The organism is Marinifilum caeruleilacunae (assembly GCF_013141825.1).
Lineage (GTDB): Bacteria > Bacteroidota > Bacteroidia > Bacteroidales > Marinifilaceae > Marinifilum > Marinifilum caeruleilacunae.
The window spans coordinates 242,285-258,355 of record NZ_RZNH01000002.1 but is presented as its reverse complement, the minus strand read 5'-3'; the positions used below and the strand labels follow the sequence as shown (position 1 = coordinate 258,355).

The window sequence follows — 16,071 nt, the reverse complement described above, 5'->3', positions numbered from 1 at the left end:
GCATACCTGCAATTTTAAATTGCAAGTTGACTGAATACTAAGAAAACTAAATAGTTAAACAAATATAACATGCAAAAGTCTTTACTATTAGGTGTAGAAGCCATTGCACAAGGTGCAATCGATGGCGGAATGTCTGGAGTTTATGCTTATCCGGGAACACCTTCAACCGAAATTACAGAGTACATTCAACACTCTAAGCAAGCACAAGAATTAAATATCCACAGAGACTGGGCAGCTAACGAAAAAACTGCTATGGAATCTGCTTTGGGAATGTCATATGCTGGAAAGCGTTCAATGGTGTGTATGAAGCACGTAGGTTTGAACGTAGCAGCAGACTGTTTTATGAATGCAGCCATTACTGGTGCTAATGGTGGTATGTTAATTGTTGTTGCTGATGATCCATCAATGCACTCTTCTCAGAACGAGCAAGATTCACGTGTGTATGGTAAGTTTGCAATGATGCCAATTCTGGAGCCATCGAACCAGCAAGAAGCTTACGATATGACACGTTTCGGATTCGAATTGTCTGAAGCTTGTGAAATTCCGGTATTACTTAGATTAACAACTCGTTTGGCTCACTCACGTGCAGGTGTTGTTCGCGCTGCTGAGGTTGTTGCTCAGAACGAAATGAAATTACCAGAAGATAAGGTACAGTTCGTATTGCTTCCAGGTATCGCGCGTAAGCGTTACAAATTGTTGTTAAACAACCAGGCAAAATTCGAAACTGCTTCCGAAGAATCACCATATAACACCTACACCGAAGGTACTGATAAATCGATGGGTATTATCGCCTGTGGTTTAGGTTACAACTACTTAATGGAAAACTATCCTAACGGAGATTGTCCATATCCAGTTGTAAAAGTGAGCCAGTATCCTATTCCTCGCACAATGATTCAAAAAATCACCAGTGAGTGCGATAAAGTAATGATCCTGGAAGAAGGGTATCCTGTTGTTGAAGAAATGTTGAAAGGATATCTGGAAAAAGAAGCTGTAATCGGTCGTTTGGATGGTACTTTATCTCGCGATGGTGAGTTGAAACCAGAAATGGTTGGTAGAGCTTTAGGCTTCGATGTAGAAGAAGGTGCTGAAGTTCCAAATTTAGTATCTGCTCGTCCGCCGGCATTGTGTGTTGGGTGTTCGCATATTGATGTGTACACTGCTTTGAACGAAGTAGTTGCTGAGTATGGTGAAGGTCGTGTATTTGCAGATATAGGTTGTTACACTTTGGGTGCATTGCCTCCATTTAATGCCATTAACTCTTGCGTTGATATGGGTGCTTCGATCACCATGGCCAAAGGTGCTGCTGATGCAGGTTTGATTCCTTCTGTTGCAGTAATTGGTGACTCTACATTTACTCACTCAGGTATGACTGGTTTATTGGATGCAATCAACGAAAAAACTCCAATTACAGTAATCATTTCTGATAACGAATCAATCTCGATGACAGGTGGTCAGCACTCTTCTGCAAAAGGCAAGCTTGAAGCTATTTGTGAAGGTTTAGGAGTTGAAGAAGATCACTTACATGTATTAACTGCTGTACCTAAAAAACGTGACGATTTGAAAGAAATGCTTCGCAAGGAGTTCGAATACCAGGGAGTATCTGTAATTATTCCTCGTCGTGTTTGTGTTCAGAAAAACGTTCGCGATCAGAAAATTAAAAAAGCCGCTAAAGCAAAAGCAGCTGCTAAAGCATAATTAACTATTAACCTGAAAAATTAGAAAGACATGAAAACAGATATGGTCATAGCAGGTGTTGGTGGTCAAGGGATTTTATCCATTGCTGCTGCTTTAGGATCTGCTGCATTAGACAATGATTTATATATGAAGCAAGCTGAAACTCACGGTATGAGTCAGCGTGGTGGTGATGTTCAGTCATTCATGAGAATTTCTGACAAGCCTATTTATTCAGATTTGATTCCTGCAGGTGGTGCTGATATTATTCTATCGGTAGAACCAATGGAAGCACTTCGCTACCTTCCTTACCTTAAAAAAGGTGGATATGTAGTAACCAACTCAACTCCTTTTGTGAATATTCCTGATTATCCAGAAATGGAAGAATTGGAAAAAACCATTAAGGAATTGCCAAATTATGTATTGATTGATGCAGATAAAATTGCTGAAGAAACAACTGGTTCTAAGCGTGCATTCAACTTCGTAATGTTAGGTGCTGCATCTCCATTTATCGATGTTCCTTTCGAGTACCTTGAAGAAGGTATCCGTAAGATTTTCGGTCGTAAAGGTGAAGAAGTAGTTGAAATGAATATTAAGGCTCTTCACGCAGGACGTAAGTTTGCTGAGGAAAACAAGTAATATTTAGTATCTGACCTAGACTACTATAAACTCAATGGATGCCCTGTATTTACGGGGTGTCCATTTTTTTTGAGTTTGCTTTTTGGAACAATGGGATTGTAGAGCTAACAGTTGTGATTGTTCGGCTTTTGTTTCAAATCGTATTGTGATTTTGTTTTACTATTCTTTCGCATACCATTTGGGCAAAGTCTGCCTCAATATATACCTGGTGTCCTTTTCCTTCTATAAGTTTGGATTCGAGCTTCATATTCTCTATCCATTCTGATTTAGGCCGATGCTCATCATTTTCTCCAAAATATAGTTTTATTTTTCCGTTTGGTCTTTTTGTTTCTTTCCTTAACCTTGTAGATGAAACACATTTTAAAGACTTGACATTATTAGTCCTAAGTCCAAATTTCCAGGCAATTACACCTCCAACACTAAATGCTAGAATATGCACAGGACTCTTTTCCAGTTCAATCAGTTTTTCGACAGCCTTTTCAATGCCTCCACTAACAAATTGTTTATGCAAATCACCTTGGGTATAATTCGATTTATCTACTTCACCGATTTCGCAACTGTCATAAAACGCCAGGTCAAATTTAGTTTCTAAAATTTGAGTGTAATGATTCAACCATTGGGATTTTTCTTTTCCCCATAAATCAGAAATGATAATTAATCTTTCTTTCATTTTCCCTAGGTTTTATTGCTTGATATTTTGAAGTGTAGTTCTTGTTGGTGGTCGCCCAATATTGAAGCGGCCAATATGAATAAAATGACTCTGAAACTCAAATGAATGATACCGATTGTTTTTCCACTGAATCAGTTGAAAGTTCAATAAATTACTTCTAATTCTGCAATTAAAGGACGATGATCAGATACGATAGGTTCCTCTAACAGATATATGCTTTTCGGCTTAATTTTGATATGGTTTGTATTGCGAAAAATAACATGGTCCAATTCAGCTTTGTGTTCTCCCTGAAAGCTTAAACGATCTTCACCTTTATTTATAAATTCAAAACCCTGATCGTAAAAATAGTTCATGGTTGGAGAATCTGGTGAACAATTAAAATCGCCGCTTATAATTATTGGTTTGTTTATTGAATCAATATATTGTGTAAGTACTTTTGCCTGATTTAAACGGGAGGCGATACCTTCTTCACTTTCTATCCAATCGAAATGAACATTTACAAATACAATTGTGCAAGCTTTGGCGATTTCAACTTCGTGAATTATGGCAGAGCGAGCTTCTGATATTCCATCAGGCAAGTGTAATATTTTTGTTGAAATGATAGGTTTTGCAGAAAGGCTGGCCATGCCGTATTCTCCACCATCAAAGTCCATGAACTTACCAAAGGTTCCAGTCATCTGCGTTTTTTGAGCCAGGTAATCTGTTTGATCAAGTTTATTGGAACGTAAGCAATCCTTATCAATTTCTTGCAATCCACACAAATCCGGGCCTTGTTCTTTTATCACTTCGGCAGCACGAGATAAATCTAAAATTTGATCCATTCCTTCTCCGTGCCTGATATTATAAGACATTATTTTTAAGCTTGTAATTTGCTTTTGATCGCATGCATAAAAAATACACATGCTCAGGCATAATACAATTAGCGTTAAATTTTTCATAGCATTTTCTTTCATTTAAAATTGGAGTGAGATGATTTGTGTTGGATGGTAGTTGGTTGGGCGTGATGGTTGTTTATCTACAAAGTAATATGAGAATCAATATTCCCAAACTAATTGGTAATACTATCTTGTGCTGAATTGTCCAATACTTATCATCTTCTTCCCAAAACTTCTTTTTGCTTCTTTTGTATGTCGATTTCATTTTTTTTCGTAAGCCTGGAGTAATCTTTTTTTCAAATGTTGATAAAAGTTCTTCAAATCTTAAATAGCCAACCGATTCTAATACAAAAGACTTCTTGCCAAAATATATTTTTAAATCTGATCCTTTGTAAACAACTTTATAATTATCCCCTGCTCTCATTGCAGCAAATTTCATTTTTACATCACTAATTTCATTCCAATCAAATTTATATTTCAATGGTAAGAATATGTAGTTCACCATTAATTTTTGCGGAGTGAAGACTACTGTTTTTAGAGTCAGTAAAGCAGTCAAGCAAAATGAGCTCAATATGAAAAACAGTGCTGGTAGAAGAAGTATTGCCCCTCCAATTTCTTTATAGTTTTCCAATAACATAAAACCTACAAAACCAAAGCCTCCAATGCCAATGATAAGCGCAATGAATACAATTGGGGAAAACTGACTTTTGTATATTATTTCTACATTCTGTCTCATTGTTTTTTATTGATTTCGATTTTATTACCTGGAGTTAACTTCTTGGCCAGATCTTATATACTTTAAACTCAAAATCCCCGAAAGGTTATTTCCTTACGGGGATTTTTGATTGTTTTATTGTTTCGATTCATCTAAAATTTCGGCGATGGCAACAAGGCAATTTGCAATTTCTCGTTTAAACGGATGATTTGGCATAATGCCGCTTTCAGCATCCAGGCCATTTAAAATTCCCATCCAGATTGCGCTGATTCCAAAACCAACCAATACATCCTGTTTGTAATTTTTTAGGAATACTTTTCGAAACTCCTCTGTAAAGTGGTTGAATTTTACGGCTATCTGAAAAGCATAACTTGAATCGTTCTCCTTTCCATGCTGGGTATGATAAGTAATGCTCTCAACAAAAGCATCAGAAAGCTGGTTTGCTTCCTGTTCAATCTCATCCCTTTTATCCTGGTTGATATCCATATCCTTAACCCCTTTCAGAATTAAATCTTTGACATCATTCGTATGTAGTGAATCTTTTAAAAGTATCGCGTCCATATTGTATTTGTATTTTTAAGAAGATCTAAAATAATAGAAAAATGTGATATTGCCCGAGCCCTTAGGTAGGATATTTAGTAAAAAGAAATCACAGCTTCCTGATTCATTTTTGAAAATGCTTTTATAAATTTGGATTGTATTACTTAAACACAATCAACTTAACCATTAAAATTCTTTATATGAAGAAATTTTTATCTCTTGTTTTCCTTAGCGGGATATTGTTTTCATGTCAGCAAAAGGCTGATGTAAATACAGTAATGAATCATGTGGCGGAAAGGTATGTGAAAACAGTACTTGAAATTGGATTGTACGATCCTTTGTATGTTGATGCATATTACGGACCAGAAGATTGGAAAAATGAGGTTGAGAAACTAAAGAAAGAACAAATTCCAGCTGATGAACTCATTGCACGACTTGATGAATTAAGTGCAAAAGTCAAAGAATTGGACCTCTCTAAAGAGGATGAAATGCTTCAGTTGAGGAAGCAATACCTGTTAAAGCAATTTATTGCTGTAAGAGCAAGAGTGGAAATGCTTTCGGGAAAGAACTTTACTTTTAACGAGGAGTCGAAGCATTTGTACGATGCTGTAGTTCCCGATTTTGAAGATGAGCATTTCGCAGGAATCATCAATGAATTGGAGAGACTCGTTCCGGGAAAAGGAAGCCTAATTGATCGACTATCGGTTTTTCAGAAAGATTTTGTGATTCCAAAAGATAAGGTGGACGCCGTATTTAGAGCTGCCATTGAGGAATCGCGCAAAAGAACCAAACAACACATTCCTTTGCCTGAAAATGAAAACTTCGAATTGGAATATGTTACTGATAAAGCCTGGGCAGGATACAATTGGTATAAAGGAAATAACTTTAGTTTGATACAGGTGAATATCGATTTCCCAATCCTTATTGACAGGGCAATTGATTTGGCAAGCCATGAAGGATATCCGGGGCACCATGTGTACAATTCTTTGTTGGAATCGAACCTGGTAAAAGAAAGAGGATGGAACGAATTTTCGGTTTATCCATTGTTTAGTCCACAATCCTTAATTGCAGAAGGAACTGCAAACTATGGAATTCATGTGGTATTTCCTCGCGAAGAGAGAATGAAATTCGAGAAAGAAGTGTTATTCCCGCTTGCCGGATTGGATACTGATAAAGTAGATCTGTATTATAAAATTCAGGAACTGACTCATGAATTAACTTACGCCAGAACCACTGCTATGCGAAACTACCTTGATGGAAAATGGTCGAAAGAAGAGACAGGAAAATGGATGGAAAAATATGCTTTGCGCAGAGCGAGCGAATCTACTTTCAGATTTCCTGAAACTTACCGAAGCTATATCATCAATTACAACTGGGGACAGGATATGGTAAAAGAATATGTAGAAAAGAGAGGAGGAGTAGAAAGCAATCCCGATAAGCGATGGGAAATTTTCACTCATTTAATATCTACACCTCAGGTTCCTGAGAATTTGAGATAACAAAAAATAAACGTCACTGATATGAATTGGTGACGTTTTTTTTATTTTATATTACAGCATACCGAGGTAAAAAAAAGGCCATTGTAGAAGAATTACATTGGCCTTTTAAATTTTTATCAGGAGAAATTTATGATATTCACTTGATGTGAAAGAGCATCATAAATCAATAATTTTCCAGATAAAATATCTCCAATTTCAAGAATGATTTTTATGGCTTCACAAGCTTGCATGCTGCCAATGATTCCTGGTAAAACACCCAATACACCAAGTGGCAAAGCCGATTCATCGGGTGTATCAGGAAACAGATCAAAATAGGAGGGACCACCCTTATGATTCAATACTGAAATTTGCCCTTCAAATTCTCCAATCGATCCATGAACAAAGGCTTTGCCTTGTTGTTTTGATATTCGATCGATGCACTTTCGGGAATCGAAATTATCTGTTGCTCCAACAATTACATCGTAAGCAGAAATAATTTCTTCGGCATTGCTATCATCAAGCATGAACGAGTATGTACTAATTTTCACATCCGAATTCAGTTGAGTCAAGCTTTGTTTTGCATGTTCGACTTTCGACTTGCCAATCTGATTTTCACGGTATAGAATTTGCCGTTGCAGGTTCGACAAACTTACAGTGTCGGCATCAACAATCCCAATGTACCCAACGCCTGCCGCCACAAGGTATTGCAGCACAGGAGCTCCCAAACCTCCTGCACCAACAACCAATACTTTTGCATTCAATAATTTCTTTTGACCTTCTTCGCCAATTTCAGACAGGATGATATGCCTGTTGTATCGCTCTTTTTGAATTTCCTTCATCTGTTTACAATTGCATAAAATTATCCCAGTCTTTCCAGACCACTTCGTAACCTTTGGATTGAATCATCTCTGCAATTTCTGCAGGACTTCTGTCATCGTTAATGGAAAATTGTTCCAACGATTCTTCCTTGTTTGAATATCCTCCGGGATTTGTTTTTGATCCCGCACTAAAAGAAGTCGCTCCCAGTTTCAACATGTTATCACGAAACTGTTCGCTTTCTCTTGTAGACAATGAAATTTCAACATGATGATTGAAGAGTCGGTATGCAGTAATGAGCTGTACCAAATCTTTTTGTGAGGTTTCGTAGTTGGGTTGAAAGCCTCCGGTATGAGGACGCAGTCTTGGGAATGAGATCGAATATTTACTCTTCCAGTATGTTTTTTCCAGATATTGAAGGTGAAGAGCGGTAAAAAAACTATCCACTCGCCAATCTTCCAAACCTAGCAAACAGCCCAATCCAACTTTGTGTACGCCAGCCTGTCCCAATCTGTCGGGCGTTTCCAATCGAAATTGGAAATTGGATTTTTTTCCTGCCGGATGATATTTTTTGTAATTGGACTCATTATAGGTTTCCTGGTAGATGTATACGGTATGTAATCCTTTGTGTGTTAATTTTTCATACTCATCCACTTCAAGAGGCTGTGCTTCCAGCGATATCAGTGAAAAATCATCTTTTATGGTATCCATCATTTCTGAGATGTAAGCACTGCCACATCTTTTCTGATCCTCACCACTAACCAGCAATATATGCTCAAAGCCTAGCTTTTTAATTTCTTTGGCTTCATCGATTAAGTCGGAACGGTTTAAAATCTTTCGCTCAAACTCATTTTTACAGTTAAAACCACAATAAACGCAAGTGTTTGTGCAGGAATTGGAGATGTAAAGAGGAATATACATTTGAATGCATTTTCCAAATCGCTTTTGGGTAAGATGCATACTTTTCTGCGCCATAATCTCCAAATATTCTGTGCCAGCAGGCGAAATGAGCGCCTGGAAATCATGCAAATCAATTTTCTCCTTTTGCAGGGCTCTTTTTACATCATCCGTGGTTTTGGAATAGATTTGATCTTTGACTTCCTCCCAATTGTATTTTTGTATTTCGTTATAGAAACTCATTCTTATGACTTAATAGGTTATGCCTTTTAACTTTCTCATGTTACGATATTAATCCAAATCTTCGAGGAATGCTGTTAAAGGACTGCTTGCATTAGCACCCATCGATCGTTCTGCCAGTTTTGCCTCAAAAGCCATTCTTCCTGCTTCAACAGCCATTTTAAAAGCTTTTGCCATTTCAACCGGATTGGGTGATACTGCAATTGCTGTATTCACAAGAACGGCATCAGCACCTATTTCCATGGCAGCAGCTGCATGTGAAGGAGCTCCAATTCCGGCATCAACTACAACAGGAACATTACTTTGCTCGATAATAATTTTTAAAAAATCGATGGTTTGTAAACCATTGTTCGATCCAATTGGTGATCCCAATGGCATTACGGCAGCAGTACCCACTTCTTCCAGCTTTTTGCAAAGCACGGGATCTGCCTGTACGTAAGGCAATACGTGAAAGCCAAGCTTTACAAGTTCTTCTGCAGCTTTTAAGGTTTCTTCTCCATCGGGTAAAAGATATTTAGGATCTGGATGAATTTCTAATTTTAACCAGTTGGTTTCCAGGGCTTCTCTTGTTAGTTGTGCAGCAAATACCGCTTCCTTGGCGTTGCGTACGCCCGAAGTATTTGGCAGTAAGTTAACACCTGGTATCTGAAGATGTTGCAACATATTGTCATTCTCATCCTCTATGTCAATTCTTTTTAAAGCCATGGTTACCAATTCTGAACCCGAAGCTTCGATGGCTTCTTTCATCACTTCGTTCGAACTGAATTTCCCGGTTCCGGTGAAAAGGCGGGATGTAAATATTTTATCTCCTAGTTTTAAATCATTCATGAGTTTGGTTGTTTAGTGTTTTCAATAATGCACCTGAAATGGCAAGTCCGTACAAGCCTGCGTTTTGCAATAATTCAATTTCTTCAAGAAGTATTCCTCCTACTGCTACAATTGGAATTTCTAATCCCTTTTCATTCATTTTAGATAGGATATTTTGATACCCTTCCAAACCAAGAATTGGACTTAAATTCTTCTTCGTACTTGTATGTCTGAATGGTCCAAGGCCTACATAGTCCGCTCCACGGGATTTTTGAATAACAATGTCTTCCAGTGTATTTGCAGTTCCACCAATAATGATTTCTGCACCAAGAATTTTCCTGGCTTCATCAATTGGAGTGTCATTCAATCCTAGATGCAGGGCATGTGCTCCAATTTCTTTGGCAATGGCAATGGAATCATTAATAATTAAAGTGCCATCCATCTCATCGGCATATTGCATTGCCATTCTGGCCTCCGTTAATATTTCTTTTTCACTACTGTTTTTCATCCTGATTTGAACTGCCTCAATGCCTTTTTCAAATGCCAGTTTGGCTTGCATGGAATGCGACAATTCAGGATGATCCTGTGTGATATATTGAATTTTAGGAATTGCTTTTTTCATAAACAGACTGAATTTTTGAGTAGATTTTATTGAAATTGGATTGAATCATATCCCGATTCTTTAGAGGGTTAAGGGTCCAGACTGCACCTAAAACAGCAAGTCCATCGAATGCGAATTGCTTGATGTGATGGATGTTCTCGATAGCTATTCCTCCCAGTGCGTAGACCTGGTTTTGTTTTGCTTCTTCCAGAAATACTTTCACTTCTTCCATATCCAGGTTTCCCTGATAGCCTTGTTTTGAAATGCTTTCGAAAATCGGACTTAAATAGACATAGTCGAAAGTTTTTTCTAAAGATTTAATCTCTGATATGGAATGGCAAGATGTTCCTTTCGTCACAGTTTTTGCCAGTTCCTGGGCAGATTCTCTTTTTGCTCCCGAGAAATGCATTCCTTCAAGCTTGTAGCTCGAAAAAACTTCTATTTCGTTATGCAAGACAATTTTAGAATGTAGTCTGGTAGGAATTTCATCCAGGTAATCAATTAATTCCTGTTTGGAAGCTTGAGGTTTTCGCAGATGAAATGTGAAATCATAAGAATCCAGTAAAGAGGAAACAATGCTGGTTTCCCCTTTAAAAAAATCTGGATATGATACCAATATCAATTTCATGCTTTAGCTGTACAATTCGTTTCCTGCTTCTTCGAATTCTACGCCCTTGGCTTGTGCTTTTTCGGCCAATTCTCGCACCTCCATTGTGGCACGCATCGAACAAAAGTTTTCGCCGCACATCGAACAGAAATGAGTCGATTTATAACCTTCATCCGGCAATGTTTCATCATGAAACTTCATGGCCTTTTCGCTATCTAATGCCAGTGAAAACTGATCTCTCCATCGGAATTCGAAACGGGCTTTGCTCATTGCATTGTCGCGATATTGAGCACCAGGAAAACCTTTGGCCAAATCGGCTGCATGAGCGGCCAGTTTAAAGGTAATTACACCTTCTTTAACATCATCTTTGTTTGGCAAACCCAAGTGTTCTTTTTGAGTTACATAACACAGCATTGCAGTTCCGTGCCAGGCAATCATGGCCCCACCAATTGCCGAGGTAATGTGGTCGTAACCTGGTGCAATATCGGTTACCAATGGGCCTAAAGTGTAGAATGGTGCTTCGTCGCAATGTCTCAACTGCTCATCCATATTTTGCTTAATCATGTGCATAGGAACATGACCAGGCCCTTCGATAATAACCTGCACGTAGTTTTCACGGGCAATTTTGGTGAGGTGACCCAAAGCTTCCAACTCGCCAAACTGTGCTTTGTCGTTGGCATCCGCTAAACATCCCGGACGCAAACCGTCTCCAAGCGAAACAGCAACATCATATTTTGCCAGAATTTTACAAATGTCTTCGAAATGAGTGTATAGGAAATTCTCTTTGTGGTGATGAAGAATCCATTTTGCCAGAATTGAACCACCGCGCGATACAATTCCTGTTGTTCTGTGAATGGTCATCGGAATGTGCTTCCAAAGCAAGCCTGCATGAATGGTGAAATAATCTACACCTTGCTCGCACTGTTCGATTAATGTGTCCTTGTAAATATCCCAACTTAAATCTTCCACCTTACCATTTACCTTTTCAAGTGCCTGGTACAGGGGAACAGTACCAACCGGAACCGGACTGTTTCTAACAATCCATTCTCTTGTTTCGTGAATGTTTTCACCAGTAGATAAATCCATAATAGTATCAGCACCCCAACGGAATGCCCAAACCGCCTTTTCTACTTCTTCTTCAATACTTGATGTAGTAGGAGAGTTACCAATGTTACCATTGATTTTTACCAAAAAGTTTCTACCAATAATCATTGGCTCCGCTTCTGGGTGGTTGATATTAGCTGGTAGAATTGCTCGCCCTTTGGCAATTTCGTCACGTACAAATTCGGGAGTAATGTGTGTTTCGGGAATTTGTGCGCCCATCGGACAACCTTTGTGCTGAGAATATTTCTCCTTTATCTCATCAATACGCTGGTTTTCACGAATGGCTACATACTCCATTTCGGGAGTGATGATTCCTTTTTTGGCATAGTAATATTGCGATACATATTTGCCTTCTTTAGCTTTTAAAGGCTTGGTGCTAACATGGTCGAATCGCAAATGATCCAATTTTTTATCGGCAAGTCGCATGCGTCCATATTCCGAAGACATGCCATCCAATTCCTCAACGTCTTGTCTGTCAAGAATCCATTGTTTGCGAATTTTTGGCAATCCTTTTTCAAGATCTACATCAATTTTATCGTCGGTATAAGGACCAGATGTATCGTATACCGTTACCGGATGGTTTTTAATTACATTGCCATCCTTATCGCTTGTGTCTGCAAGGTGAATTTCACGCATGGCAACTTCTATGTTGTGAAGCTTGCCTTTTACATAGACTTTTTTGGAGTTAGGAAATCCTCCCTGAGTAATGTTCTTTGTTTTCAATTTTATAGTGTTTTAATGTTCTTAAAATGAAAACAAGAGACGCAAAACGAAGTAAGTTGAATCTACTGCTGTTGTACAATGAAAATTACTTTCATCCTCCCTTAGTAGCCGAAACAATCAATACTTTATCGTTTTCCTGAAGTTGGTGAGATTCCCAATCCTGTTTTTTGATTACACAATTGTTTACAGCCACTGCAATACCTTTTTGGTTCACGTATTCAGTCACCGATAAAAGTGTAAATAGCGAAGTACAATCATCCAAAGCAATTGGATTACCATTACAAAAAATGTTCATTACAAAAAAGATTACAGGAGTAGAAACAGGAGATAGATACAATCCCTTGGCGGCATTACTCGCCCAGGTTCATAGGGTATAATCTCAGCCGTTATAGGCACCCCTTGTTAATAATGTTGGCAAACTTAAATGAAATTTCTTGAATAACAATCATAATTTACTCAAAAAAAAGATTCAAGGAATGAGTGTGGGGTTGTAAGTTGCACATTATGAGGTTTGAGAGGGCGTGTTTTTTCTTTCTTCTTCTTCAATTTCTCTTGCCTTGGAAAGTGAAGTGGCAACCAATCCAGCCGGAACGGTAACCACACCAACGCCAATTAACAGCACAAAAAAAGTGAATATTTTTCCGCCAACCGTGATAGGATATACATCGCCATAACCAACCGTGGTAAGGGTTACAATTGCCCACCACAAGCTATGAAATATCGATGCAAATACTTTTGGCTGGGCTTCGTTTTCAAAAAAGTAAATGCCCGATGCCGATAAGAAAATCAAGATTCCGGTTACGATAAAGAAGAGAATGATTTCTTCCTTTACAATTTTGGCAGCGATATGAAAACGATGCAAAGCTCTGTTGTATCTGATTAGTTTTAAGGTTCTGAATACCCTGAAAATACGAAAAGCTCGAATGGCTCTAAAGTCAAGCGTTCCGCGCAAGTAGAAAGGTAGAATGGCCAGTAAATCGATAATGCCATAAAAGCTAAAGATATAGGAGAGTGGTTTCTTCGAAACAAAAATTCGCAATAAATATTCTATGGAAAAAACGATGATACAAAAGACCTCGAAATATTCAAGAAGCAAAACTACATGCTCAGAATTATTGGGTAAAGTTTCTACCGAAAAAGAAATCAGCGAAAGCATGATTAAAACCTGGATGATATAATCGAATATCTTTCCCTTTTTTGTGGTATTGTCTTCTACGATATTTCTGATATACTCTCTCATGTATGATCGATTTGTTAATTAATTCTTAAATATAATTTATAGCGATTCTATTTTACAAATGTAGAACCTTTTAAGTTTCGATAATTTTATTTTCAATAAAGTATGCGATAATCTTTGGTATTACCAATTTATGTTTTTTTTAAGATTGAGCTATAATTCTTAAAACATAGCATTTACAACATCATTTTAAAGCTTATTTATATTGGTGTTTCATGTTTGTATTACTCCTGAAAGATTTACAATTATGTTTTTATTTATCTGATTTGATGAGAATTGTAGTCTGAGAATTTGTATTATAAGTTGTTGAAATGCTTAAAAATAGTTAACATTGCTAGTCAAATAAGCGAAAGTAATTAAAAGAGAAGTTGGTAGAGTATGGATTATTTGTTTGTGATTTGTTTGGCCATCCTGGTGTTTTTTATGGTGTCTATCATGTCGCGTAAAGCAAATCACCTGTCCGATAAAATTTTCACTTTCTGGCTTTTCCTTGTTGCGCTTGCCGAAGTAACCTTCTTTTTGTCTTCTCAAAATTTGTTTCACGATTTTCATTGGGTTTACGAGTTTGCTTGTGCCAGTCATGTATTGCATGGTACAATGTTCTATTTCTATGTACTAAGTCTTGTAAATCCTGATTTTTCTTTCGGAAAGAAGCACCTGCTTCACCTGATTCCTTTCGGAATTTACATGGGATACAAAACCACCACAAAATCTTTAGGTTTGGTCGATTGTTTGGAAGAAGGCGGTTGTTCGCATTCCGATAATATCTATGCTGTTATTTCTGTTTACATGAAATTCTTAATCATTTTGGCTTATGTATTAACGGGCTATATTATGATTTTGAAAGTTCAAAAGAATAAATCCTTTACCAAAGGAAATCCTTATGGAGTAAAATGGATCAGCAGTATTGGTAATGGAGTGCTCATTTTGTTGTCGGTGGTATTTCTGATCAAATTGTTGGGATCCAATGGTGTTCATTTTGTAATCGACCAGGTGATGTTGATTAATATTATCGTTTCTGTTTTTGTCATCTCATTTGTATATATATACACGAAGTATTCCTACATTTTTGCTCATCCTTTAAGTGTTGCACTTGTTGCTCCAGCAGCAAACAATTCCAGAGAACAGGTGGTTGTAGATGATGAAAATCCGTACGATGAACAGTTTCAACAGATTTGTGAATTTATAGAGCAAAAAGAGGTTTACAAAGATGGAGACTTAACGCTTCGAAAATTATCAGCTATGATTGATGTGCCAGAGCATACCATTTCTCAGGCCATTAACCGAAGTGCCAATCGATCTTATTCCGATTTTATCAACTCTTATCGCATTAACTATTTTATACACTTGATCGAGCAAAAAGCTCACGAAGACAAAACCTTACTATACCTGGCCTTCGATTGTGGCTTCAATTCAAAATCTTCATTCAATCGTGTATTTAAACAATTTCACGATATCACACCTACCGAGTATATCAAATCGAAATCTTAATACAGAATTTAGAGAAGTTCTATTTAATCGATTAAAATTCATAATGTGAGCCAATAGAAGGTGTCATTTTGTGAAATGATACATATTTATAGAATCTGTTAAGTGAAAATCATGGTTTTTTAATTAACCCTTTTGTTATTTTAAGTTAATAATTTTAAGGAGTGTGTTGTGAGGTGAAACCCGCATAATATACTGACTATATTGAGTTAATATCAAAATAAATAACAAAAACATTTACTTATGAGAATTCTATTTGTATTTTCACTACTACTAATTTCATTGACGATTAGCGCTCAGCAGCAGCCTCGAAAAATTCCACAAGAGTATCTGGATTACGACTACCTGACACATGAATATGAGCATTTGAATAAAGATTATAAAATAAATATTCCTTCTGCAAAGTTTGATTCAATCGTAACTAAGTTTAGATTTATCCCAGAAAGAATAGATTCATGGAAAGACTCTTTGGGAGTTGTATTAGTGGGGGAATTTGGGAATTGGGATCAGGGAAGAATTGCCTCAAATCGTATTACCTATAGTCATTTAAAATCGAGTTACTATTTATGGATTACTCCGGAAGAGGCAAAGCAAATGGCTGAAAAGAGAGGTTTTAAACATCCATACAGGTTTTATGAGTATTTCAGGTTTCATAAAGATAAATGGGACGATGAAATGAAACAATTCATGAAGGACTTGCGCGATAAAGTTGCAAAGGCCAGTGAGAGATCAAATGTTGCCGAGTTGAATCAACGAAAATTTTTAAGCGAAGCTCTAAAGATAAACCCCAAAAGAATTGAGGATTTTCTAAAAGTGAGGGAACAACGAATGAAAGAGCGCAGAACCAGAAGATAATTTTTAAGAAGAGTAAACAGAGAAGCCTGTATTTATTGTACAGGCTTTTTTTCTGCCTTTTTGTTTAAAAAAAATACCACAATCATGCGATTGCATAGCCAAGTCAAT

The 16,071-nt window shown here is 37.3% G+C and carries 17 protein-coding genes; 5 read left to right on the top strand and 12 right to left on the bottom strand.

Annotated features, from left to right (window positions below; all coding sequences use genetic code 11):
* Nucleotides 1-69: 69 nt before the first annotated feature.
* Both ELS83_RS02580 and ELS83_RS02575 read left to right on the top strand, forming a co-directional pair.
* Complete coding sequence (locus ELS83_RS02580) at nucleotides 70-1,695, top strand: thiamine pyrophosphate-dependent enzyme (RefSeq protein WP_171593952.1); 1,626 nt, start codon at nucleotides 70-72, stop codon at nucleotides 1,693-1,695.
* A gap of 30 nt (nucleotides 1,696-1,725) precedes the next feature.
* A complete protein-coding gene (locus ELS83_RS02575) occupies nucleotides 1,726-2,310 on the top strand; it encodes an indolepyruvate oxidoreductase subunit beta (protein ID WP_171593951.1) in 585 nt (194 codons plus the stop codon).
* 133 nt (nucleotides 2,311-2,443) lie between these two features.
* On the opposite strand, the gene ELS83_RS02570 is transcribed toward ELS83_RS02575, so the two are convergent.
* The 4 genes from ELS83_RS02570 to ELS83_RS02555 all read right to left on the bottom strand — a co-directional run bounded on the left by ELS83_RS02570 (nucleotide 2,444) and on the right by ELS83_RS02555 (nucleotide 5,131).
* The gene (locus ELS83_RS02570; RefSeq protein ID WP_171593950.1) at nucleotides 2,444-2,980 is read right to left on the bottom strand and encodes an alpha/beta hydrolase; all 537 of its coding nucleotides are present in this window, start codon (nucleotides 2,978-2,980) and stop codon (nucleotides 2,444-2,446) included.
* Between the two features lie 143 nt (nucleotides 2,981-3,123).
* Nucleotides 3,124-3,831 carry an endonuclease/exonuclease/phosphatase family protein gene (locus ELS83_RS02565; protein WP_283242708.1) on the bottom strand — a complete coding sequence of 236 codons (708 nt, stop codon included), beginning with the start codon at nucleotides 3,829-3,831 and terminating at the stop codon, nucleotides 3,124-3,126.
* 160 nt (nucleotides 3,832-3,991) lie between these two features.
* On the bottom strand, nucleotides 3,992-4,591 hold the full coding sequence (locus ELS83_RS02560) for a hypothetical protein (RefSeq protein WP_171593948.1): 600 nt from the start codon (nucleotides 4,589-4,591) through the stop codon (nucleotides 3,992-3,994).
* 114 nt (nucleotides 4,592-4,705) lie between these two features.
* The gene (locus ELS83_RS02555) at nucleotides 4,706-5,131 is read right to left on the bottom strand and encodes a hypothetical protein (protein ID WP_171593947.1); all 426 of its coding nucleotides are present in this window, start codon (nucleotides 5,129-5,131) and stop codon (nucleotides 4,706-4,708) included.
* 179 nt (nucleotides 5,132-5,310) lie between these two features.
* Between ELS83_RS02555 and ELS83_RS02550 the strand changes: the two genes are divergently transcribed.
* The gene (locus tag ELS83_RS02550; protein ID WP_216616329.1) at nucleotides 5,311-6,609 is read left to right on the top strand and encodes a hypothetical protein; all 1,299 of its coding nucleotides are present in this window, start codon (nucleotides 5,311-5,313) and stop codon (nucleotides 6,607-6,609) included.
* 116 nt (nucleotides 6,610-6,725) lie between these two features.
* Here ELS83_RS02550 and ELS83_RS02545 read toward each other — a convergent pair whose 3' ends face one another.
* The 8 genes from ELS83_RS02545 to ELS83_RS02510 all read right to left on the bottom strand — a co-directional run bounded on the left by ELS83_RS02545 (nucleotide 6,726) and on the right by ELS83_RS02510 (nucleotide 13,623).
* On the bottom strand, nucleotides 6,726-7,427 hold the full coding sequence (locus tag ELS83_RS02545; RefSeq protein ID WP_171593946.1) for a HesA/MoeB/ThiF family protein: 702 nt from the start codon (nucleotides 7,425-7,427) through the stop codon (nucleotides 6,726-6,728).
* Nucleotides 7,428-7,431: 4 nt separating this feature from the next.
* Nucleotides 7,432-8,544: a 2-iminoacetate synthase ThiH gene (gene thiH, locus ELS83_RS02540; RefSeq protein WP_171593945.1), complete on the bottom strand. Its 1,113-nt coding sequence runs from the start codon at nucleotides 8,542-8,544 to the stop codon at nucleotides 7,432-7,434.
* Nucleotides 8,545-8,592: 48 nt separating this feature from the next.
* Nucleotides 8,593-9,369: a thiazole synthase gene (locus ELS83_RS02535; RefSeq protein WP_171593944.1), complete on the bottom strand. Its 777-nt coding sequence runs from the start codon at nucleotides 9,367-9,369 to the stop codon at nucleotides 8,593-8,595.
* A complete protein-coding gene (locus ELS83_RS02530) occupies nucleotides 9,362-9,970 on the bottom strand; it encodes a thiamine phosphate synthase (RefSeq protein WP_216616328.1) in 609 nt (202 codons plus the stop codon). Before ELS83_RS02530 ends, ELS83_RS02535 begins: the two co-directional genes overlap by 8 nt.
* Complete coding sequence (locus ELS83_RS02525) at nucleotides 9,951-10,577, bottom strand: thiamine phosphate synthase (RefSeq protein WP_171593943.1); 627 nt, start codon at nucleotides 10,575-10,577, stop codon at nucleotides 9,951-9,953. The genes ELS83_RS02530 and ELS83_RS02525 overlap by 20 nt, the downstream gene beginning before the upstream one ends.
* 3 nt (nucleotides 10,578-10,580) lie before the next feature.
* On the bottom strand, nucleotides 10,581-12,383 hold the full coding sequence (gene thiC / locus ELS83_RS02520) for a phosphomethylpyrimidine synthase ThiC (protein WP_171593942.1): 1,803 nt from the start codon (nucleotides 12,381-12,383) through the stop codon (nucleotides 10,581-10,583).
* 91 nt (nucleotides 12,384-12,474) lie between these two features.
* A complete protein-coding gene (gene thiS / locus ELS83_RS02515) occupies nucleotides 12,475-12,678 on the bottom strand; it encodes a sulfur carrier protein ThiS (protein WP_171593941.1) in 204 nt (67 codons plus the stop codon).
* Nucleotides 12,679-12,885: 207 nt separating this feature from the next.
* Nucleotides 12,886-13,623, bottom strand: a complete 738-nt coding sequence (locus tag ELS83_RS02510; RefSeq protein ID WP_171593940.1) for an ion transporter — start codon at nucleotides 13,621-13,623, stop codon at nucleotides 12,886-12,888.
* Between the two features lie 375 nt (nucleotides 13,624-13,998).
* Here ELS83_RS02510 and ELS83_RS02505 point away from each other — a divergent pair, with 375 nt between their 5' ends.
* Both ELS83_RS02505 and ELS83_RS02500 read left to right on the top strand, forming a co-directional pair.
* Entirely contained in the window at nucleotides 13,999-15,111 is a 1,113-nt protein-coding gene (locus tag ELS83_RS02505) for a helix-turn-helix domain-containing protein (RefSeq protein ID WP_171593938.1), read from the top strand.
* Between the two features lie 240 nt (nucleotides 15,112-15,351).
* Nucleotides 15,352-15,963: a hypothetical protein gene (locus ELS83_RS02500; RefSeq protein WP_171593937.1), complete on the top strand. Its 612-nt coding sequence runs from the start codon at nucleotides 15,352-15,354 to the stop codon at nucleotides 15,961-15,963.
* Nucleotides 15,964-16,071: the final 108 nt, after the last annotated feature.